20 protein-coding genes are annotated in these 21,810 nt (G+C 45.3%); 4 read left to right on the top strand and 16 right to left on the bottom strand.

From position 1 onward, the window contains the following. Positions 1-26: 26 nt before the first annotated feature. The 10 genes from KD145_RS21360 to KD145_RS21315 all read right to left on the bottom strand — a co-directional run bounded on the left by KD145_RS21360 (position 27) and on the right by KD145_RS21315 (position 7,734). Positions 27-740 (bottom strand): pirin family protein, encoded by a 714-nt coding sequence (locus KD145_RS21360; RefSeq protein WP_212001510.1) that lies wholly within the window; start codon positions 738-740, stop codon positions 27-29. Positions 741-874: 134 nt separating this feature from the next. After that, a complete protein-coding gene (locus KD145_RS21355; RefSeq protein ID WP_212001508.1) occupies positions 875-1,285 on the bottom strand; it encodes an OsmC family protein in 411 nt (136 codons plus the stop codon). A gap of 142 nt (positions 1,286-1,427) precedes the next feature. Next, positions 1,428-2,057, bottom strand: coding sequence for an NAD(P)H-dependent oxidoreductase (locus tag KD145_RS21350; protein ID WP_212001506.1), 630 nt, complete (start codon positions 2,055-2,057; stop codon positions 1,428-1,430). A 26-nt stretch (positions 2,058-2,083) separates the two neighbouring features. Further along, positions 2,084-2,608 (bottom strand): YceI family protein, encoded by a 525-nt coding sequence (locus tag KD145_RS21345; RefSeq protein WP_212001504.1) that lies wholly within the window; start codon positions 2,606-2,608, stop codon positions 2,084-2,086. Positions 2,609-2,654: 46 nt separating this feature from the next. Next, positions 2,655-3,527 carry a pirin family protein gene (locus KD145_RS21340; RefSeq protein ID WP_212001502.1) on the bottom strand — a complete coding sequence of 291 codons (873 nt, stop codon included), beginning with the start codon at positions 3,525-3,527 and terminating at the stop codon, positions 2,655-2,657. 103 nt (positions 3,528-3,630) lie between these two features. Beyond that, positions 3,631-4,536, bottom strand: coding sequence for a helix-turn-helix domain-containing protein (locus KD145_RS21335; protein ID WP_212001500.1), 906 nt, complete (start codon positions 4,534-4,536; stop codon positions 3,631-3,633). A gap of 4 nt (positions 4,537-4,540) precedes the next feature. Continuing rightward, a complete protein-coding gene (locus KD145_RS21330; RefSeq protein ID WP_212001498.1) occupies positions 4,541-5,332 on the bottom strand; it encodes a ScpA family protein in 792 nt (263 codons plus the stop codon). Positions 5,333-5,442: 110 nt separating this feature from the next. Then, entirely contained in the window at positions 5,443-6,387 is a 945-nt protein-coding gene (locus tag KD145_RS21325; RefSeq protein ID WP_212001497.1) for a DUF3078 domain-containing protein, read from the bottom strand. 103 nt (positions 6,388-6,490) lie between these two features. Continuing rightward, positions 6,491-6,910 carry a large conductance mechanosensitive channel protein MscL gene (mscL, locus tag KD145_RS21320; protein WP_212001495.1) on the bottom strand — a complete coding sequence of 140 codons (420 nt, stop codon included), beginning with the start codon at positions 6,908-6,910 and terminating at the stop codon, positions 6,491-6,493. Positions 6,911-6,987: 77 nt separating this feature from the next. Then, positions 6,988-7,734, bottom strand: coding sequence for a PPK2 family polyphosphate kinase (locus KD145_RS21315; protein WP_212001493.1), 747 nt, complete (start codon positions 7,732-7,734; stop codon positions 6,988-6,990). 118 nt (positions 7,735-7,852) lie between these two features. Between KD145_RS21315 and KD145_RS21310 the strand changes: the two genes are divergently transcribed. Then, complete coding sequence (locus KD145_RS21310; RefSeq protein WP_212001491.1) at positions 7,853-8,731, top strand: DMT family transporter; 879 nt, start codon at positions 7,853-7,855, stop codon at positions 8,729-8,731. Between the two features lie 74 nt (positions 8,732-8,805). Here the strand turns inward: KD145_RS21310 and frr are convergent, their stop codons facing one another. Beyond that, a complete protein-coding gene (frr, locus tag KD145_RS21305) occupies positions 8,806-9,369 on the bottom strand; it encodes a ribosome recycling factor (RefSeq protein ID WP_212001489.1) in 564 nt (187 codons plus the stop codon). Positions 9,370-9,501: 132 nt separating this feature from the next. Then, positions 9,502-10,563, bottom strand: a complete 1,062-nt coding sequence (locus KD145_RS21300; protein ID WP_249219493.1) for an MraY family glycosyltransferase — start codon at positions 10,561-10,563, stop codon at positions 9,502-9,504. A gap of 232 nt (positions 10,564-10,795) precedes the next feature. Here KD145_RS21300 and KD145_RS21295 point away from each other — a divergent pair, with 232 nt between their 5' ends. Then, positions 10,796-11,632 (top strand): transketolase, encoded by an 837-nt coding sequence (locus KD145_RS21295; RefSeq protein ID WP_212001486.1) that lies wholly within the window; start codon positions 10,796-10,798, stop codon positions 11,630-11,632. A gap of 97 nt (positions 11,633-11,729) precedes the next feature. On the opposite strand, the gene KD145_RS21290 is transcribed toward KD145_RS21295, so the two are convergent. Both KD145_RS21290 and rbfA read right to left on the bottom strand, forming a co-directional pair. Continuing rightward, positions 11,730-12,953 carry an FtsX-like permease family protein gene (locus KD145_RS21290; protein WP_212001485.1) on the bottom strand — a complete coding sequence of 408 codons (1,224 nt, stop codon included), beginning with the start codon at positions 12,951-12,953 and terminating at the stop codon, positions 11,730-11,732. A gap of 5 nt (positions 12,954-12,958) precedes the next feature. Then, on the bottom strand, positions 12,959-13,339 hold the full coding sequence (gene rbfA / locus KD145_RS21285; protein WP_212001484.1) for a 30S ribosome-binding factor RbfA: 381 nt from the start codon (positions 13,337-13,339) through the stop codon (positions 12,959-12,961). A gap of 210 nt (positions 13,340-13,549) precedes the next feature. On the opposite strand from rbfA, the gene KD145_RS21280 reads away from it, so the two are divergent. Together KD145_RS21280 and KD145_RS21275 are read left to right on the top strand one after the other, a co-directional pair. After that, positions 13,550-15,382, top strand: coding sequence for an ABC transporter ATP-binding protein (locus tag KD145_RS21280; protein ID WP_212001483.1), 1,833 nt, complete (start codon positions 13,550-13,552; stop codon positions 15,380-15,382). 218 nt (positions 15,383-15,600) lie between these two features. Further along, a complete protein-coding gene (locus KD145_RS21275; protein WP_212001482.1) occupies positions 15,601-17,115 on the top strand; it encodes a glycosyltransferase in 1,515 nt (504 codons plus the stop codon). 69 nt (positions 17,116-17,184) lie between these two features. On the opposite strand, the gene KD145_RS21270 is transcribed toward KD145_RS21275, so the two are convergent. Continuing rightward, a complete protein-coding gene (locus KD145_RS21270; RefSeq protein ID WP_212001481.1) occupies positions 17,185-18,225 on the bottom strand; it encodes a TraR/DksA C4-type zinc finger protein in 1,041 nt (346 codons plus the stop codon). 6 nt (positions 18,226-18,231) lie between these two features. Further along, positions 18,232-21,558, bottom strand: coding sequence for an isoleucine--tRNA ligase (ileS, locus tag KD145_RS21265; RefSeq protein WP_212001480.1), 3,327 nt, complete (start codon positions 21,556-21,558; stop codon positions 18,232-18,234). Positions 21,559-21,810: the final 252 nt, after the last annotated feature.

Raw genomic sequence — 21,810 nt, 5'->3', positions numbered from 1 at the left:
GGGTTAATATCTCACGAAATAAATAATCAGTTCAGCATAGGCACATCTATCAACAAAAATTTTGCCGGTTTCACTACTTCCACTGTTACCTTTTCGTAATCAGATAATCCGATCGCGTCTCTTGTCGTTAATACTTCATCAGCGACTTTTATTTCACCCTCCATCAGGAAGAGGTAAGAGCCGATGCCTGATTGTTTGGGTGTCAGGTCTATCTTACGGCCTGCTTCAAAATCTCCCAGTGAAAACCAGGTGTCCTGATGGAGTGTCAGTGCACCATCAGCAGCATCGGGTGAAATCACTACCTGTAAAGCGTTTTCACGGGCTGCCGGATCGAAGGTACGCTGATCATAACGAGGTATAATATTTCTCTCTTTCGGGAAAACCCATATCTGCAGGAAGTTGGCGTCTTCTGTTTTCGATGCGTTAAATTCTGAGTGCACAATACCGGTACCTGCACTCATTACCTGCACATCATTTTTTTTGATCACTTCATGCCTGCCGGTATTGTCGCGGTGTTCCATACTACCGTCGAGAACGATAGACACAATCTCCATATTGTCGTGTGGGTGTGCACCGAAGCCCATGCCGCCTTTTACGTAGTCGTCGTTGAATACACGCAGAGCGCCGAAATGTATCCTGCCGGGATCGTAATAATTGGCGAAGCTGAAGGTCTGATGACTTTTTAACCAGCCATGATTGGCGTAACCTCTGCTATCTGCACGATGTATAATCTTTTCCATAATTAAATCTCCTTGTTTAACATTACAAAGATCGGCATAAAGAGAGGGGAGATAAATGGATGATATGTTGAAAAAAGTGGACAAAAAAAATGCAGCGGAAAACCGCTGCATTCCCATAAATTTTATTGTTCCGGTTATACCAGTACAGCGTCCATAGTGATGGTGGTGTTCAGCAGTTTGCTGATGGGGCAGTTTGCTTTTGCATCAGCGGCCATTTCAGCAAATTTAGCTGCATCCAGTCCGGGAACACTGGCTTTCACTTCCAGATGGCTGGAGGTAATAGCGCCGTTTTCCAGGGTGATGGTGCATTTGGTATCGATACTGCCTGGCGTTAAACCTGCACCGGAAATTACGAAGCTCAGTTTCATAGTGAAACAGCCGGCATGGGCGGCAGCAACCAGCTCTTCAGGATTGGTACCAACGCCTTCTTCAAAACGGCTGCTGTAAGAGTACTGTGTGTTGTTTAATACAGTAGACTGGGAAGTCAGTGTACCCTTTCCTTCTTTACCGGTGCCTTGCCAATTGGCAGTTGCAGTTCTTTTCATATTATAGTGCTTTTATAAATTTGAGGTGATTAATCCGTGAGAGGCCTCAAATTACAAAAATAAACAGGATTATCGTGATTAAAATAAATAACCTGACGGGTATATCCGTCAGGTTATGTCCGTTAATACCTTGCTTGCCGCCTTAGATTAATTCTACTAATTCAGCTATCGGTTTCCTTACTTTCTTTGCGTGTTGCATAACATCATCTTCCGCTCTGAAACCAATGGCCGCAATCACTACTGTAGCCAGTCCTTTTTCTTTCAGGCCTAAAATCTCGTCGTATTGAGCAGCATCGAAACCCTCCATAGGGCAGGCATCGATACCTTCTGCAGCTGCAGCAGTAAGCAATGTGCCCAGTGCCAGATAAGCCTGTTTGGAAGTCCACGCGGCTATTCCTATTTCATCCAGGCTGTTAATAGTCCCTTTCATCATACCGTTAAATCCTGCGAGATCTTCCGGATTGATATTGCGGACAGCTGCTATATTATTCGTATAATCGTCTACGTGAGTTCCGTTCAGATTGCTCATTCTGGCAAACACTACCAGATGTGATGCATCAGTGATCTGTGGCTGGTTCCAGGATGCGGCCTTCAGTCTTTCCCTGATGGCAGGGTTTTCAATGACCAGCATTTTGTAAGGCTGCAGGCCATAAGCAGAGGCAGAAAGCCGTGTGGCGGTTGTAAGCCTGTCCAGCTGAGCAGCACTCAGTTTTCTGGTGCTATCAAATTTCTTCACGGCATAACGCCATTCCAGTTTCTCTAAGATATCCATGATCGTGTCTTTATTATTGTTCCTGGTTATTGTTTAATCATTTGTACGCTGGCCAGCAGTTTCACTTCATCACTCAGCAATACACCGCCTGTTTCTGTGGTTGCGTTAAACATCAGACCGAAGTCCTTACGGTTGATTTTACCACTGAGCTCAAATCCGGCTTTGGTTTGTCCCCATGGGTCCACTACTTCACCACCAAATTCTACTTTCAGTTCTACCGGACGGGTATTGTCACGGATAGTCAGATCACCGATCAGTTTATAGTTTTCGGCATCTATTTTTTTCACTTCTTTGGAAACAAACAGCAGTTTGGGATATTTATCTGCTTCAAAGAAATCGCCCGCCAGCAGGTGCTGGTCACGCTGTGCGTTCTGAGTAGTGATACTGTTGATATCTGCACTGAAAGAAATATTAGCGCTGCTGAAATCATCACCGGTTGTTTCCATGCTTGCATCAAATGTTTGGAACTGGCCGGTAACAGTAGTGATCATCAGGTGCTTCACTTTAAATTGCACGTCGCTATGGGTAGGATCAATTTTCCAGGTAGTCATATTATTGTGTGTTTAGTTGTTTATTGATAATGTTTGTTTGTTAAGATTAATTCAGGAAGCCCATTTTACCGGCATTGTAGTCGTTGATGGCTTCATTGATCTCTTCCGGCGTATTCATCACAAAAGGACCATAGGCCACAATAGGCTCGTTGATAGGTTCACCGCTGAGGATCAGCAGACTGGTATCTTCCAGGGCAGTGACGGTAATATCAGTGCCATCCTGTTCGAAGAATACGGTTTCCACACCTTTGGCAGCGTTGCCGTTGAAGTCAGCTTCTCCGTGCAATACCACTGCCAGGGTATTGAAGTGCTGCGGGAAAGCCACATCAATGGTATCTCCCTTTTTCAGTTTCACATCGAGTACATTTACCGGAGAGAAAGTCCTGGCTGCGCCTTTGGTACCGTTATATTCCCCTGCGATCACTCTTACATATCCTTCTTCACTTACTTTTATAACCGGTATTTCGGCTTTGGTCAGGTTCTGGTAACCAGGCTGATGATTTTTAAATGCTTTAGGCAAATTCACCCACAGCTGTGCCATTTCCACTTTCCCACCACGTTTGCTGAACTCGGTTTCATGTTTTTCTTCATGCACAATACCAGCAGCAGCAGTCATCCACTGTACATCACCGGGGGCCAGTTTACCATGGCTGCCTGTAGAGTCGCGGTGTTCCAGTTCTCCCTGGTATACGACAGTTACTGTTTCAAATCCTTTGTGCGGATGCTGATCTACTCCCCTTGGCCTGTTGGTAGGGGGGAAGTAGGATGGTGCACCGTAGTCCATCAGAATGAAAGGGCTTACTTTATTGTTCTGTGTGCGGGTACCGCCTGGCAGAACACTCTGTACTCTGAATCCATCGCCCACCATATGCGGTGCTGGTGCTATTAAAATCTGACTGACATGTTTTGTATTTTTCATATTGCCTCCTTTTAAAAGACAATACAAAACTACATGTTGCAACACCTAAATAGAATGGATAAAACGTCTTACCTGATGGACTTTTTTTGGGGAAGGGTAAAAATCAGACCTGGTGGCTGACAGAGCGGGAGGCTTCTTTAAATTCGGAAGGACTCTGGGAAGTGTATTTCTTAAAGAAGCGGCTGAAATAATGTGGGTCATCAAACCCAAGCTTATAGGCAATTTCCTTGGCGGTGAGGTCGGTATTATAAAGATAGCGCTGCGCCTCCAGGATGACCCTGTTGCGGATGTGCTCTCCTGCAGTGATACCAGACAGCTGTTTGCTGATTTCGTTGAGCAACACGGGTTTTATATGGAGCAGACCGGCATAGTCAGATACGGTCTTTAGTTCGTGATATTTTTCTTCGATCAGGTTTTTGAATTTCAGGAAGATGGAACTGTTGTGCATAGCATGCTGTTCCGGTGGGATGGCCACGCTGCGGCCTTTGATACGGGACCCCAGTACCAGGAAATAACGCAGCAGTCCATGAAGGGCCATTTCATATTCAGGCTCCCGGGTATTCAGTTCTTTCAGCATCAGACGCACAATGGCTTCAATATCAGCAGATTGATCCTGATCCAGTGTGATCACACTGCTGAACTGGTCATTGAAAAAGAGGCCTGAATTAATGCCGGACACCTGAGTCTGGTCTTTCAGACACATAAAAGCATCCTGAAAGGCGATCATATACCCTTCGATGCGCTCACTCATCTGTAACTTATGTACCTGACCGGGTGCGAGGAAAAACAAGGTGTTCCGTTTTACCACATGGGTTACGGTATCGATGGTATGCAACAGCGATCCCCGTTTGATCCAGTAGATGGTATAGAAATCGTGCCGGTGGGGCACGCCGGCCTGGTCAAAAAAGGTTTCTCCCAGCTCACAGAGGCCAGACACCACAAAGGATGGATCTGCCTGCGCATAAGCCGGCAAAGAAATGATCCCGATATTTTCACGTTTCTCCGCCATCTGTTTATTCCTCAGTTAAAGTACCGGCAGGCTCTTCCTCCCTGTTTTCCGGATCAATGTAATCTATAATAAAGTTATTTCTGCCTTCTCCCACCATAATGCCCAGGTGCTTCATCTGTACCAGTTCCAGCATACTCAGGAACAGGAAAATGGCATGGACCCTGTCTTTACAGTGATCAAATATTTTTTCAAACGACAAGGTACGTTCTGCCCGGGCAAGCTCTTCCATGTACATCCTGGAGCCTTCCATGGTATAATCATATTTGTATACCACGTGCTGGGGCTTATGATCGCGCGCTTTCATGCGCTGAATAACCTTTTCAAAAGTCTGTGCCAGCTTAAACAGAGTCAGGGTCTGAATTTCCGTTCCTTCACTGGTTACTTCCCCGATTTCTGCCAGCTCCTTTGCAATATTACCACGTTTGATATGCAGCATCCTTTCAGCCTCCATTTCTGCCATCTCTGCCGCAGCCTGCTTATACCGCTTGTATTCCAGGATCTTGTCTATCAGCTCCATCCGTGGGTCTATTTCATTCCCCTGCTCGTCCAGTTCCTTGCGGGGCAACAGCATTTTAGCCTTAATACGCATCAGTGTTGATACAAAAAGGATAAACTCGCTGGCCAGCTCGATGTTCAACGATTCGATATCATGAATGTACTGCAGAAATTCCTGCGTAATGGTATTGATAGGAATGTTGTAGATATCCAGCTCATCACGTTCTATAAAGAACAACAGGAGGTCAAAAGGACCCTCAAACTGCGGTAATTTTATTTTGTAGGAAACCTGTTCGCTCACTTAATGATGTTTTTTCACACAAAGGCGCAAAGCAGCAAGAACGCAAAAACCTTTTGTTGCCTTGCGCCTTCGCGCCTGTGTAATATCAAAAATAACAAAATTCCGGCTAATCAGAACTTAGCGGCAAAACCCACCCCTATTACCTGTTTCACCTGCAATCGGGGCCCCATCACGCCTGTTTTCTTGTTTTCAAACACTTTTACATTATCATCATATATCATATCTACGTTGAGCACAGCGGAAAGATACTTGTTCACCTTCAGTTCAAACGCATTGGTAAAAAACACTACGATGTTCTGCGGGTTGTGAAGATAGTTGGAGAACAGGTCCAGCCGGCCTTTGTAGGTCACATTTTTAACCACTGTTTTTACATAGTTGGCAGACAGGTAAGCACCAATTTCATATTTAAAGTATTTACCGGTATCTACACCATAAGCCCCTTGTTTGGACAGGAGATCGTTTGCCACAAAAACAAAGCGGGAAGTAGCCGGGGAAAGGAACAAAGAGAATTCAGGCACTGGTTTATAGTCAAAACCGGGAGATAATAACACATAAGCCGGGGCAAAGAATTTGGAAGTCAGCTGCGGAGTAGTGTCTGAAGAATACAGATAACCGTTGGTAAACTGCGTCCGGAGGTTTACCAGTCCGCTTACATACCAATGCCGGCCGATATCATAGCCGTATTTGGAGGTGAGGTCTATACGGTCATCGCTTTTACGACCGCCCAGGCTGGTTGTATTAATGTATCCATAAGCCAGGTCGGCTACGTTGTCCCATGCGCGGCGACCTTCTTTGTAAAACGCCCAGGCATATACGGTGGAACCCAGGGAAAAGGAGAAATTGTCACCACCGGCAGCCCAGTTGGTCAGCGTTCCCTGATTAATATTCACGTTCAGGTTCAGGCCTTTTCTCCATATCCGGGTAGAAGTATCCTTATCATCTTTCTTGATTTTTTTGGAGGTTTCCTCCCGTTGGGTCTTTATCCAGTCGTTTTGTGCCCGTACTACCATAAAACACAATAAACAACAGGCAATGGACAAAGTAAATTTTCTCATCAATGTATCTTTTTTTTGATTAACATAAACATATAAACGCAGCATCCAGCGTCACTCCCGGGAAAGGGTGAGGCTGAATGCTGCGAGGGATATAAGCGGATAATTATTTTTTCCTCAACTCATCACGGATCTCCATGAGCAGTTTTTCCTGTGCAGTGGGTTCTGCCGGAGCTGGCTCTTGCTTTCTGTTGATTCTGTTCATAAACTTCACCAGGATAAAGATACAGAAAGCGATAATCAGGAAGTCGATGATACTCTGGATGAAGGCACCATATGCGAATACCGCTACTCCTTTGGCTTTGGCATCTGCCAGGGTTTGAATGTCCCCCTTGCTTGTATCCAGCAACACAAAATAATCGTTGAAATTTTTGCCGTGTGTAAATAAGCCCACGAGTGGCATCAGGATGTTATCTACCAGCGATGTAACAATCTTTCCAAAAGCGCCTCCAATGATCACACCCACAGCAAGATCCATCACATTGCCCTTCATGGCAAATTCCTTAAACTCTTTGATGAATGACATAATGCAAGGTTTTATTTTGGTTAAAATAAGACGACGAAAATAGCGTTTAATCGCGGAACAGCTTAATTATTAGTGTATTATTTCTTTAACCGGGGATATTTCATGTTCAGCGATTTCAGTGTATCCCTTAGCGTTAGTGCCACCATATATTCCTTGTACCAGTTATGGTCTGCCGGTACGATCGTCCACGGAATATCGTTACAATATTTGAAAGCATCTTCATAGGCGTCCATATACTGGTCCCAAAGTTTGGCTTCTTCAAAATCATTTTCATTGTACTTCCACATTTTCCGGTGATCTTCTGTCCGTTCTATCAGCCTTTGCTGTTGAGCTTCCTGTGATACATGCAGGTAAAATTTAAGCACCGTTGTGTTGTTGTGGACTGAAAGCAGCTTCTCGAAATCATTAATAGCCTCCATTCGTTTACGGGCCATTTTATCGTCGATCCATTTGTGTACTCTCTGTATCAATATGTCTTCATAATGGGATCGGTTAAATACCTGGATCATTCCTTTTGCTGGCGCATGCAGGTGTACCCGCCATAAAAAATCGTGGTCTGCTTCTTCGGCAGTAGGTGCTTTAAAGGAATGTACCATTACACCTTGCGGGTTCAGGGTACCGGTTACATTCTTGATAACACCATCTTTTCCACTGGCGTCCATTCCCTGAATAACCATCAATATGCAATGTTGGTGTTGTGCATATAACAGATTTTGCAACTCGTCCAGTTCCTGTAAAATTTCCTGTGTGGCGGCTTTTATTTTTTCCTTGTCTACTTTTTTAGGTGCGGTAGTACTGATGGCTGACAACTTGATCTTACTCATGGATTAAACTCTTTGTCAATGAATTTAACAAAATCAGTCCAGAAGTGTTGTATCGGATGATTTATATTTTGCGCAGTACGGTTATATTCTCACCTTTGTAGTCTTAAAAAATGCCGCTTTGAACCAAAAATTTGCCCACTGGGGTGTTTTTCTGTTGCTATCCCTCACCTGGGGTAGCTCTTTTATCTTAATGAAGATCGGACTGGAATCATTTACACCCTATCAGGTAGCCAGCTTAAGACTGGTAGCTGCCGGTGTGGCTTTGTTACCCTTCCTTCCCAAAGCTCTCCGGCAAACGCCGGTCAACAAATTGCCGGTCATTTTTCTCTCCGGCTTACTGGGCAATGGGCTTCCGGCTTTTCTTTTCTGCGTGGCAGAAACAGAAATAGACAGCTCCCTGGCCGGTATTCTCAACTCTTTGACACCACTGATGGCACTGCTGACAGGTTTAATCCTTTTCAAAAGCCCTATCAAAAAAGCACAGCTAACGGGAGTATGTGTTGGTTTACTGGGTGTAGTGCTGCTTTTCAGCTCCAAGGGCATCAGCGCCGGCGGCCACTGGTATTATAGCCTGCTGGTGGTGGTGGCTACTATCAGCTATGGTACCAACATCAGTCTGGTACATCATTACCTGAAGGGATTCGGCTCGTTGCAACTAGGATCTATTGCTATGTTTTTTTGTGGACTGATCACCTTTCCCATATTGTGGTTTAGTGACTTTTTTCCCCAGTTTGCGACAGATCATGCCCCATGGCGTTCATTGTCGGCAGGATTGATATTAGGGGTGATGGGCACCGGTGTGGCAGCTGTATTATTTTATCTGCTGATCAGACGTGCGGGCTCTATGTTTGCCTCGATGGTCACTTATGCGTTACCGGTAGTGGCTATAGGCTGGGGATTACTGGCCCATGAGCCGATTACCTGGGTACAGGTGTTGTGTATGGGTATTATTCTGTTGGGGGTTTATATGGTCAATCGGGCTAAAACGGCCTCCTGATACTAAAACAGCGGAGAGACCATACTACCGGCCTCTCCGCTGTTTTTATAAGTTTGTCTGATACAATAACTGTTTTAGACAGCCATGATCTCTTTTTCTTTCACTTCGCAGTGTTTGTCTATCTGTACGATGTATTTGTCGGTCAGTGCCTGAATATCTGCTTCTGCACCTTTCGCAGTATCTTCACTCAAGCCATCTTTCTGCAATTTCTTGATACCTTCAATCGCATCGCGACGGATGTTCCTGGTTGCTACTTTAGCCTGTTCCCCTTCATTATAAACCCTTTTCACAAACTCTTTCCTTCTTTCTTCAGTGAGTGGCGGAAGGAAAAGGCGAATAATGACACCATCATTCTGAGGGTTAAGACCAATGTTGGATGCGATAATAGCCCTTTCGATAGGTTGCAGCATATTTTTTTCCCAGGGCTGAATGGTCAGGGTACGTGCATCCGCTATACTTACGTTTGCTACCTGGTTAAGCGGAGTAGGGGAGCCATAGTAATCCACGGCAATACCGTCCAGTATCTGGGGGTTTGCTTTACCCGCCCTTATTTTTGTGAGTTCCAGCTCCAGGTGCCCGACTGCTTTAGCCATCGAGTCAGCTGCATCATCCATGATAAGCGTTAGATCGTCTTGCATAACATAAATAGTTAAGTGCCTGCAAACCTACAGGATTTCTTTTAATCGTCAAAGTGACAGATACAAGAATGGCATTAGAAATGCTGCTTTACATCCGCAATCGTTGTAAAGGTATAGATATCGCCAGGGATGTTATTTGTCCTGTAACACACCTTCGGTAGTAACCCTTAGTATTTTGGGAGGAGCGACGCTGTTAGCCGGTTGAGAGATGGCAACAGCTGGCTGAAGGGCTTGTTTCCGTTTGCGGGCCATATACAGGATACCGGTAAAAACGGTAGCGGCACCCACTACAAGCATTGTCAGAACGGTGGAACCCAGCCCCTGGAGCATAAAAGCAGCAGCAATAAAGATAGTGTTCACTGCTACGGATACCAGGGTAGTTTGTCTATGGTCCAGCTTGAGGTCCAGCAAGTAGTGATGGATATGGTTCCGGTCTGCAGAAAAAGGAGATCTTCCCCGCAGCATACGCACAGCAAATACCCTCAGGGTATCAAAAAGCGGTACGATGAGGATAGCAATGGCAACTGCAGGAGTAGCACCCACTGGCATTTTACTGGCAGGGTTACCGGCAACTTCAATAAATTTCAGTACCAATACCGCATTCACTAGTCCGATCAGCAGGGAGCCAGTGTCGCCCATAAAAATACGGGCAGGGGAAATATTGTAAATCAGGAAACTGGCCAGGCCGCCGGCAAGGGCAAAACCCAGTACAGCATAAGTGATTTCACCTACATGCAGGAAATAGGCACCCAGGATCGCACTTACCAGCAAACCAATACTGCCGGCATGTCCGTCCACCCCGTCTATCAGGTTAAAGGAGTTGATCACCACAATAAAATAAAAGTAGGTGAGCATCAGGCTGATATTAGCAGGAAGGGTGGTAATACCCAGAAAACCATACATGCTGTTGATCTGCAGATTACCCAGATAGATAATTGCGAAGGAAGCCACTAACTGACCTATCAGTTTTTTTAACGGAGAAAGGCCTACGATATCATCTTTCATTCCCACCATGAAGATGATAAAAAAGGCTGCCATCATATACTGAAATGGCGAATTCTGTAAGGTTGGAACACATACCGCAGCAGCAATAATAAACCCTGAGAAAAAACCGATTCCCCCGAGCGTTGGTATGCGTTGTTTGTGCGTTTTTCTTTCGTCCGGTTCGTCGTATAGGTGTTTCAAATCCGCCACTTTAATCAGTATTGGAATTGAAAAATAGGTTACAACAAAGCTTAGGACGGTAGCAATTAAAACATTCTCCATTAGTGGGGCTTATTTTGCAAAGATATTAATTTCAATGAAATGTGTAAAAGAAACGCTAAAAAAATCAGGATTTTTAATACTTTGAGATCGCAAAAACAACATTCAACGCCACAAATCTAGAAATTCAATTAGTTTTGCGGCACAAAAATCATCAAGTATCATGCCACAGCTTCAGGATATTGCTACCCAGGTTAGAAGAGATATTGTACGAATGGTACATGGCGTTCAAAGTGGTCACCCCGGTGGCTCTCTAGGTTGCGCAGATTTCTTTACTGCACTCTATTTTAAGGTTATGAAGCATACGCCACAGCCTTTTGACATGGACGGCCGTGATCAGGACCTTTTCTTCCTCTCCAATGGGCACATTTCCCCTGTTTTCTATAGCGCGTTGGCCCGTTCCGGTTATTTCCCGGTAACAGAACTTGCTACGTTCCGCAAATTAAACACCCGCCTCCAGGGCCACCCTACCACACACGAACACCTCCCGGGTGTACGCATGGCTTCAGGATCCCTCGGTCAGGGCATGAGCGTAGCCATCGGCGCCGCACTGAGCAAAAAACTGAACAACGATAAAGGCATTGTTTTCTGCCTCCATGGTGACGGTGAACTGGAAGAAGGACAAATCTGGGAGTCCGCTATGTTTGCTCCACACCATAAAGTAGACAACCTGATTATTACCATAGACCTCAACGGCCAGCAAATCGACGGCACCACCGACGCTGTAGCCGGCCTTGGTGATGTAGCAGCCAAATTCGAAACCTTCGGATGGACCATCCTCCACATGGACGGTAATGATATGAACGACACCGTAGCGACCCTGGAAAAAGCCAAAAGCCTCACCGGACAAGGCAAACCTATCGCTATCATCATGAAGACCGTAATGGGCAAAGGAGTTGACTTCATGGAAGGCCACCACGAATGGCATGGTATCGCCCCCAGCGATGAACAACTCGCCAAAGCACTGGCTCAACTGCCGGAAACACTGGGTGATTATTAATGACCGAACAACAAAACTTTAAAGATAAAAAGCAAAGGAGCGAATCATCTTCGCTCCTTTGCTTTTTATATACATTATATCCTGACTGTTCTATTTATCAAGTAGCCTTTAACGTAATAGCTTCCTCCGCCGCTCTTCTCGCAGGATACCAGCTAGCCGCCAGACCAATCACCAGAATGGTAATAAACACCAGCCCAAAATCAGCCAGGTGCATGCTCACAGGATAAGCATCTACCAGAAAGGAAGTCCCCTCCAGTTTGATAATACCAAAATGCTGTTGAATCAGACAGAAACCACCCCCTAATACAAAACCCAACAAGGTCCCGATACCCGCTATAATCAACCCTTCAGCCAAAAATATCCTCATAACCAGCGACTTACGGGCACCCATTGCTTTCAGGATGGTAATATCCTTCTCTTTCTCTATAACCAGCATATATAAAGACCCGATCATGTTAAAAGCGGCAATGATCATAATAAAACTGAGGATCACATACACTGCCCATTTTTCTGTCTGCATAATCGCGTAGAGTGACTGGTTCTGTTCATACCGGGTTTGTACCTTGTACTGCCCACCCAGCAGCTGCTGCAGCCGTTTTTTCAGCAGATTCTGATCGGTACCCGGGCTGGCAGCCACTTCCAGTGCCGACATTTCATTAGGCGCCATTTCCAGCAACTTCCGCAGAAAATCGATATGGGTAATAACATATTTGCTGTTAAATTCCTGCTGGATAGCAAAAGTACCAACAGGGTAAAGCACCCCATTATTCAGAGCATCTTCCGGGGTAACAAAAGCATTCACCTTTCTGCGTGGTACATAAACAGTCACCGGGGCCAGACTATGCACCACGTCTACACCCAATGCACCTTCCAGCTCCAGTCCCATTACTGCCCGGTAAGCCGTTTCATCTCCTATATCAAAACGCCCCCGGACGATATTGCTTTTAACATCCGTTACTATGTTGTAATTACTGTCTACCCCCTTCAGGATGGCAATAGTGGGCTCATCTCCGTAACGCAACACCGCTTTTTCCTCCACTACTTCAGAATAACCAGCCACTCCGGGCGTACGACCGATAGCCTGCAGTTGTGCAGGCGATAACAAAATCGTTTTGCCCGTGGCCGGGGCCACCTTGATTGCAGGGTAAAAAGAAGAATACAGGGATTTAACAAGGCCCTCAAATCCGTTGAACACGCTTAAAATTACAATCAGCGCGCCTGTTCCTATCGCAATGGCAGCCACACTTACCCAGGCAATGATATTGATGGCATTGGTCGATTTTTTAGCCCTGAAGTAACGGGAAGCAAACTGCCAGACCATACATTTTACTTATTATCCCCTTTGATATGGGAATCGTCTTCCTTGATTTTCTTAAAGAGCTCTTCCATCTTAAACACATAATCCAGCGTATCATCGAGGAAAAAAGTCAGCTCAGGCATACGACGAAGTTGTTTGCCCACTCTTAACCCAAGGGCCTTTTTAATTTCGCCCATTCTCTCTTTTATACGTTCCAGCATGTCTTCCGGAGACTTTATCTGGAACATGCTCAGGTAAACCTTAGCCTCCAGCAGGTCAGGCGTCATTTTCACAGCAGCAATGGAAATCATTCCACCCTCTACCACGTTAAACCCCATCCGCTGAAACACATCGCTCAGTTCCTCCTGTATTAATTGTCCAATTTGCTTTTGCCTTTTAGTTTCCTGCATCGCATTCAGTTTTAATCGTTAGAAATACAGCCCATATGCACAATAATAATATATTTACCGCACAGCGCCCAATCAGGCTGCTGCTCCCAACAGCTCTGTTATATGCGAAATTAACCATTTCCCGGAAAGATTGGGCGAATTGCCGGCAAGGGGTCGCTTAATTATACTATTTTTGCATGCTAACAAAAAGCAAGTGTAAAAGCATCAGGAATGAAGACTTTCAAGCGATTACTGGGATATGCCACCCCCCTGCACCATTATATTCCGGAATATGTGATTTATACCATCATCGGTATCGTTTTTGGCATGGTCAATTTCGCCATGCTGATCCCGTTGCTGAACGTCATATTCAACCAGGTATCCAACACACCGGAAATATTGCCCCGTCCGTCTTTTTCCTTGACCATCACCTACTTTATCGATCTTTTTAATTACTATTTCAATTATTTCATCCGCAGCAGCGGCTCCAAAGAAAGTGCACTGTACTTCGTTTGTGCTGTCATTGGTGTATGTATCACCATCGCCAACCTCGGACGCTACATGAGCGGCCGCGTGGTGACCCGGATGAAAATGACCATGCTCTCCCGGCTCAGGACCGATATCTATAAAAAATATACTGAACAGTCCCTGGGCTATTACAGCGAAAAACAGAAAGGCGATCTGCTCTCTGTTATGACCAACGATGTACAGGAAGTAGAAGGCTCCGTGGTAAACTCCATCCAGGTGTTATTACGCGATCCTTTTATTATTATCGGTTACTTCGCGGCACTCTTTTACCTCTCCGTTAAACTGACCCTGTTCACCATCATATTTTTCCCTATATCCGGCGCACTGATTTCCTACATTTCCAAGAAACTGAAACAGAAAGGATGGTTCAGCCAGGAGCTGCTGGGCAAGATCCTGAATGTATCAGAAGAAACACTGGGAGGTATTCGTATCATACAATCCTTTACTGCCGCCGTTTTTATGCAGAAAAAATTTGGTGACGTAAACCATCGTTTTGTTAAAGTCAGCAAATCCATGTTCAACCAGCGGGAACTGGCTTCCCCGGTATCTGAGATCCTGGGGGTGATGGTGGTGATTGTACTGGTGATCTATGGTGGCACCCTGGTACTGCATGGCAGCGATCTGCTCACCGGCGCCACTTTCATGACCTACCTGGTTTTTTATTCCCAGATCATGCAGCCGGCGAAAAACATTTCTACCGCCATCACTACCATGCAACGTGGCATGGTGGCCAGCGAGCGTATCTTTAATATTGTCGATGCACCAGTGGCTATTCAGGAAAAACCCAATGCCAAAGCCATCCATGCTTTCGATGATAAAATTGAATATGATCATATTTCCTTTAAATATGACCAGCATTATGTGCTGAAAGATGTGAAGCTAACCATTCCCAAAGGCCAGATGATTGCATTGGTAGGCCGCAGTGGCGCCGGTAAATCAACGATGGCCGATGTGCTGCCCCGTTTCTATGATGTCAACGAAGGAGCTATTCGTATAGACGGCACCGATATACGCGACCTCCGGCTGAATGATCTGCGTTCACTGATAGGAATCGTATCACAGGAGGCTGTATTGTTTAATGATACTGTGTTTAACAACATTGCTTTCGGACATCCGGAAGCAGACCGGGAAGCCGTGATCCATGCTGCAAAGATTGCCAACGCACATGAATTTATTGAACAGCTGGAAAACGGATACGATACTCCAATAGGAGACCGCGGCCTCAAACTGAGCGGTGGCCAGCGTCAGCGCCTTACCATTGCCAGGGCCATCTTTAAAAACCCTCCCATCCTGATACTGGACGAAGCTACTTCCGCACTCGATACTGAATCCGAAAAACTGGTGCAGTCCGCTCTCGATCAACTGATGCAAAACCGTACCACCATTGTGATTGCACACCGTTTGAGCACGATCCAGCATGCCAACGAAATCATCGTGATGGACCAGGGTGAAATAAAAGAAAGAGGCACCCATGAAGACCTGCTTACCCACGAAGGCATCTACCAAAAACTGGTGGAAATGCAGGAGTTTAAATAAAATTACGCGCATTACGAATTACGAATTATGGTAATCAATTGAACCTTTTCTGATTCATCACAATTCGTAATTCGTAATTCATTAATAACCCAAAATCCCCATCTGGCCTACATCTCCACCCCCTTTTTGGTATCGTTTTTGTTATACCCTCCCTTGATAATGCCAACCAGCTCTTTGCAGCTCTTGTATTCTTTAACCTTTTAACATAGCGAACTCCTATGATTTCTATCGTAATTCCTGTATTAAACGAAGGGGCAACCATACGCCAGGTAATAAAAACCGTTAAAAAAACAAGCCGCAAAATTGAGATTATTGTGGTGGACGATAATTCTACTGACAACACAGTAGAAGAGGCCATGAAGGAGGATGTAAGAGTCATTACCAGTAGCCAGCGCGGCAAAGGCATCTCCATGCGGGAAGGCATGATGGCCGCCAAACATGAAATTATCGCTTATGTAGACGGTGATATTCTAACTTATCCGGATAATATTGTAGAGCTGTTGACCGGTCCGATCGAGCGCGATGAAGCTGACTTTGTCAAATCCTACTTTGAAAGACAAGCGGGCAGGGTCACACAATTGGTGGCCAAACCACTGTTGAGCATCCTGTATCCGGATCTCGCCCATTTTCAGCAGCCACTCAGCGGAATGATTGCCGGCCGCAAATCACTTCTCTCCAGCGTACAATTCGAAAATGATTATGGGGTAGACATTGGTTTGCTGATTGACATGCACCACCTGGGTGCGCGTATTGTGGAAGCCAATATCGGCAAAGTGGAAAACGCAATGCAGACCTGGGAACAGCTTAGTAAAATGTCGCGGGAAGTATCCCGCACCATCCTGCGCAAAGCAGAAAATATCCCGCAGGAAAACCTGGAAACACTGGGTAATATCAACCTGATCAGGGAACAGATGGAATACTCCATCCTGGAGTCTATCGACAAAATGCAGAAGATGGTTATCCTCAACCTGGACCATGCTGTATTTACACAAAACTATTTTCAGTGGGCTGCCATTGCTTTTGATCAGGAGGAAGCTCTGCAGAAAATTTTAGCAGAGGAAACGGACACGGCTACACGCTTACATCAAATAGCTGCGCTTTTTGAAGGCCGCAATATTGCGGAACTACTGGAAGTAGCAGATGCTATTCCGCTGGTACCGGGCATCCGCGAGGTAGTGCAGGAACTGAAGAAAAGAGGGTATGCCTGTGGACTGATCACCGATGGATTCGGAATGGTAGCCCGGCACATTAAAAACAAACTGGGGATGGATTTCGTACTGGCCAACAAGTTACACCTGGTCAACAGTGTTGCTACCGGTGAACTAACGATACCGGATTATTTCCTGCAGGACGGTGAATATCGTAAAAGTGCCATCCTGCCTTATGTTGCGTCACAATACAAGATCCACACGCAGAACATTATTTACGTAGGCGACGGCAAACAGGACACCCAACTATTAATGGAAGCCGGTATTGGTGTTGCGTTTTGTCCACAGTATCAACGGGCATATGTAGAAAAGGTTGCCGACAAAATCATTACAGGCTTGTCATTAGCACCACTGCTGGATATTGCGCCTGCAAGCCAGCAGAAAAAGTTTGGTATCAGATTGCCGGCTATCAGTAAGAAACAGGCCAGAAACATTGGTATTGGTAGTCTGGTAGGACTGGCAGGAGCGGGGTTAGTATATTTTGCCATGCGTCAGATGCGCAGTAAACAAAAAGAACGTTGTTAATAACAATAGTCTATAAACGAAAAAGGGATTTGAATATTCAAATCCCTTTTTCGTTTATAGTAATATTTTTTATTTACTTTTTGCCAGTTTGGCTTCAATACTTAAAGTAGCGTGAGGAACAGCTCTGAGACGAGCTTTATCGATCAGTTTACCGGTTACGCGGCAAATACCGTAAGTTTTGTTTTCGATGCGTACCATGGCTTTTTCCAGGTGATCGATGAACTGGATCTGACGGCTGGCCATCTGATTGAGTTGTTCTCTTTCCTGGGAGCCACTGCCATCTTCCATGCTCATGTATTTGTTTTCGGTATCATCGGTACCCGCTTCATCTCTGCGGGTGATAAGTCCTTGCAGATACACCAGTTCTTTTTTAGCGAACTCCAGTTTTTTCTGGATCAGTTCCCTGAACTCCTGTAAATCTGCATCACTATATCTGTAGAGGGGGCCTGCAGATGGTTCTGGCTGGTCCAGCACTGATTTGGTAAATTCAGGCTGGTAAGCTACCTGGGCAGGTTTTCCACCTTTTTTCTCTGTTTTTTCGGTTTTCTCAGCTTTTTCAGCCTTTTCCGGTTTTTCTGTTTTCTCGGGCTTCTCGGACTTCTCGGATTTAGCTGATTTTTCTGCTTTTACCGCAGGTTTTTCGGCTGCTTTTTTAGTGGATTCTTTTTCCTTAGCAACTTGTTCCTTAGTATCTGCTTTCTTTACTGCCATTGTTTTAAGTTCTTTTTCTTCTGACTTAGAAATTAATGGTTTCTCTTTTTCTGCGGCAACACTTTTAGTGACCACTTGCTGCTTTACAGCAGGCTCTTTTTTAACGGTCGTTTTTGCAGGTACAGCAACTTTCGGGACGGACGATGTTTTACTGTTTACAGGAGCCTTTTTGGGGGTAGCGGCAGTTTTTTTGGCTGCGGCCTGGGCAACGGCTTTGCTAGCTGCTGGCTTCTCCACTGCTTTTTTGGCGGCTGCTTTTTTAGAAGCAGCGGGCGCAGCCTTTTTGGCTGGGGCAGGTTGGGCGGCCTTTTTTGCAGTCGTCACCTTCTGGGCTACAGCTTTAATTGACTGAGCTACCTTTTGGGTCGATTTACTAGCAACCTTCTTTTTTGTTGCCATGGGGGATTAGCTTTTTTTGTTAACTAATACATTAAATTTAAGGTCATTCACCTCTATTTCAGTTCCGCCCTGTAATTGCTCCACTAAATCCAAGCTATCTGCCAAAATTTCCGTGCAAATATAGTTATTATAGTTTATAATCGCCGATTTGAGCGAGTCTACGCTCTCTACAGCCACTTTAATTCTGTCAGTCAGTTCAAAGCCGCTATCTTTTCTGATTTTCTGAATGCGGTTTACCAGCTCCCTGGCATTACCTTCATCCAGCAGCTGTTCTGTAATGGTAATATCAAGCGCTACTGTTAAAGCACCTTTATTTGCAACTGTCCATCCAGGAATATCTTCGGAAATTATCTCAACATCAGAGAGTTGTATCTGTATCTGTTCTCCTTCTACTGCCAGGTTGAAATGGCTGTCTCGTTCAATGGAGGCGATATCTGCATCTGTAAACGCACTGATAGCAGCAGCAACTGCTTTCATTTTTGCTCCCATTTTGCCTCCGAGCGACTTGAAGTTAGGTTTAATCTTTTTCTTGATAAAACCTTCCGTTTCGGTAAGATAATCAATCCCTTTGACATTTACCTCACTTTTTATCAGATCCTCTACTTTTTCCAGTTGTACCTGCATGTGATTACCGGAAACAGGAATCAGGACCTTCTGTAAAGGCTGCCGAACCTTGATATTCACCTTCTTACGCAAGGATAATACCAGTGATGAGATATCCTGGGCCAGCTGCATCCGCTCTTCCAGATCTGCATCGACCGCGGCCGGGTTGGATACCGGGAAATCAGTATGGTGAACGGATTCCACCTTATGACGTCCACTAACCTTGTTGAGGTTGTTAAACAGCCAGTCTGTGAAGAATGGGGAAACCGGGGCCATCAATTGTGTAATTTTTTCCAAACATTCGTATAATGTCTGGTAAGCACTGATTTTGTCCTGGCCATATTCCCCTTTCCAGAACCGGCGACGGCATAAACGCACGTACCAGTTGCTCAGGTGCTCATCCACAAAAGTTTCAATAGCCCTGCCCGCCTGAGTAGGCTCGTAATCATCAAAATTGCTGGTCACATCCTTTATCAGGGTGTTAAGCACAGAAATAATCCAACGGTCTATTTCGGGACGCTCTTCCAATGGTATATATGCTTCCCTGAATGTAAACTTATCAAGATTAGCATACATAGCGAAGAAATTGTATGTATTGTACAGGGTACCGAAGAGCTTACGCTGGGCTTCGCCAATTCCTTTCACGTCAAACTTCAGGCTGTCCCATGGGGAAGCATTGGTGATCAGATACCAGCGGGTGGCATCAGCACCAAACTGTTCAATTGTTTCAAATGGATTCACCACGTTGCCGAGGCGTTTACTCATCTTCTGGCCGTTTTTATCCAGCACCAGACCATTGGAAACAACTGTTTTATAGGCAACACTATCGAAAAGCATTACACCGAGCGCATGCAGCGTATAGAACCAGCCACGGGTCTGGTCAACACCTTCCGCAATAAAATCAGCCGGGAAAGCTTCTCCCTTCTCAAGCAATTCCTTATTCTCAAATGGATAATGCCACTGAGCATAAGGCATCGCTCCGCTATCAAACCATACGTCTATCAGGTCGGGCTCACGGCGCATAGGCTTACCGGATGGGCTCACCAGGATGATTTCATCCACATAAGGTTTGTGCAGGTCCAGGATACCTTCGTGCAGATAGGATTTATTGACATCACCACCCAAAACTTCATTGGCTTTGCGGATTTCCGTGTTCAGTTCGTCAATACCGCCGATACATATTTCCTCGCTGCCATCTTCTGTACGCCAGATTGGCAAAGGAGTACCCCAATAGCGGCTGCGGCTCAGGTTCCAGTCCACCATGTTTTCCAGCCAGTTGCCAAAACGACCGGTACCGGTAAATGCCGGTTTCCAGTTGATGGTTTTGTTCAGTTCCACCATCCGGTCTTTCAGCGCAGTGGTCCTGATGAACCAGGCATCCAGCGGGTAATATAATACCGGCTTGTCTGTACGCCAGCAGTGAGGGTAGGTGTGTTCGTATTTTTCTACCTTAAAGGCTCTGTTTTCTTTCTTCAGTTTTACAGCGATGTCTACGTCTACATCTTTATAGTCGGGATCATCTTTGTAATTTTTAACATACCTACCGGAGAATTCTCCTACGTTGTTAGTGAATTTACCTTCACGGTCAACCAGTGTCAGAATGCCGATACCATATTTTTTACCAACGCGGTTGTCATCTGCACCAAAAGCAGGAGCGGTATGCACGATACCAGTACCATCTTCCGTGGTAACGAAGTCACCCAGGATTACACGGAACGGATCGCCTTCTTCCGGCTGAGTATATGGCAGCAGTTGCTCATAGCGGATATTTTCCAGCTTGCTGCCCTGGAAGCTGGTCAGGATTTTCCAAGGGATCACCTTGTCACCTTCCTTATAAGCAGCGAAATCAGCATTTTCTCCTTCGGCCTTAAAATATTTCCCAAGCAGTACCTTTGCCATCACCACGTTTACCGGGAGATGGGTATATTGGTTGAATGTGCTCACCAGCACATATTCTATATTAGCACCAACGGTGAGGCCCAGGTTGGAGGGTAATGTCCAGGGAGTAGTGGTCCAGGCCAGGAAGAAAACTTCCGGAGAATCGGCCGCATCAAACAAAAACTGTGAATTTTCAGCTTGTTTTGCCTTAAACATGGCCACCACAGTGGTATCCTTCACATCTTTATAGGTACCAGGCTGGTTCAGTTCGTGTGAACTGAGGCCGGTTCCTGCTGCTGGTGAATAAGGCTGAATGCTGACACTTTTATACAGTAGTCCTTTCTTATACAGTGTCTGCAGGCTCCACCAGAGGGATTCAATATACTTATTATCAAAAGTGATGTACGGATCTTTCAGGTCTACCCAATATCCCATTTTACGGGTAAGGTCGTCCCATTTATCCTTATATTTCAGTACTTCTTTACGGCAGGTCTCGTTATATTCCGCAATAGAGATTTTCTTTCCGATATCTTCCTTGGTAATACCCAGGCTTTTTTCCACGCCCAGCTCTACCGGCAGGCCATGAGTGTCCCATCCGCCCTTGCGTTTTACCTGGAAACCCTGCATGGTTTTATAGCGGCATACCAGGTCTTTCAGGGTACGTGAAATAACGTGGTGAATGCCCGGCAGGCCGTTGGCGCTGGGTGGTCCTTCATAAAACACAAATGGAGCAGCGCCTTCCCGCACTTCCACGCTTTTTTCAAAAGCCTGGTCAAGCTCCCATTGCTGCAGTATATCTTTCTCTATCTGAGGTAAATTCAGCTGGTTATATTCCTGATATTTGCTGGACATAAAACAATTCCCCGCCCTTTGATGTTAATAAGACAATAATTGATTAAAATTGTGCGAAGTTAAGAAAATACGGCGGCACCTAAAGGGGCAACTTACCCAAAAACGGAGCATTTAAAATATTTTTCGTAAATTTTCTGGTAATTTACAATAAAGAGTATTTAATTTACGTTTTTGGCATTGTTTTAGCTCTTTGCCGGAAAGAAAAAGGAAAAACCTAAGTTTTAATTTTAACCCAACGCGGATAAAAACCAT

It is taken from the genome of Chitinophaga sp. HK235 (assembly GCF_018255755.1).
Taxonomy (GTDB): Bacteria; Bacteroidota; Bacteroidia; order Chitinophagales; family Chitinophagaceae; genus Chitinophaga.
This window is presented reverse-complemented; position numbering and strand designations above follow the sequence as displayed.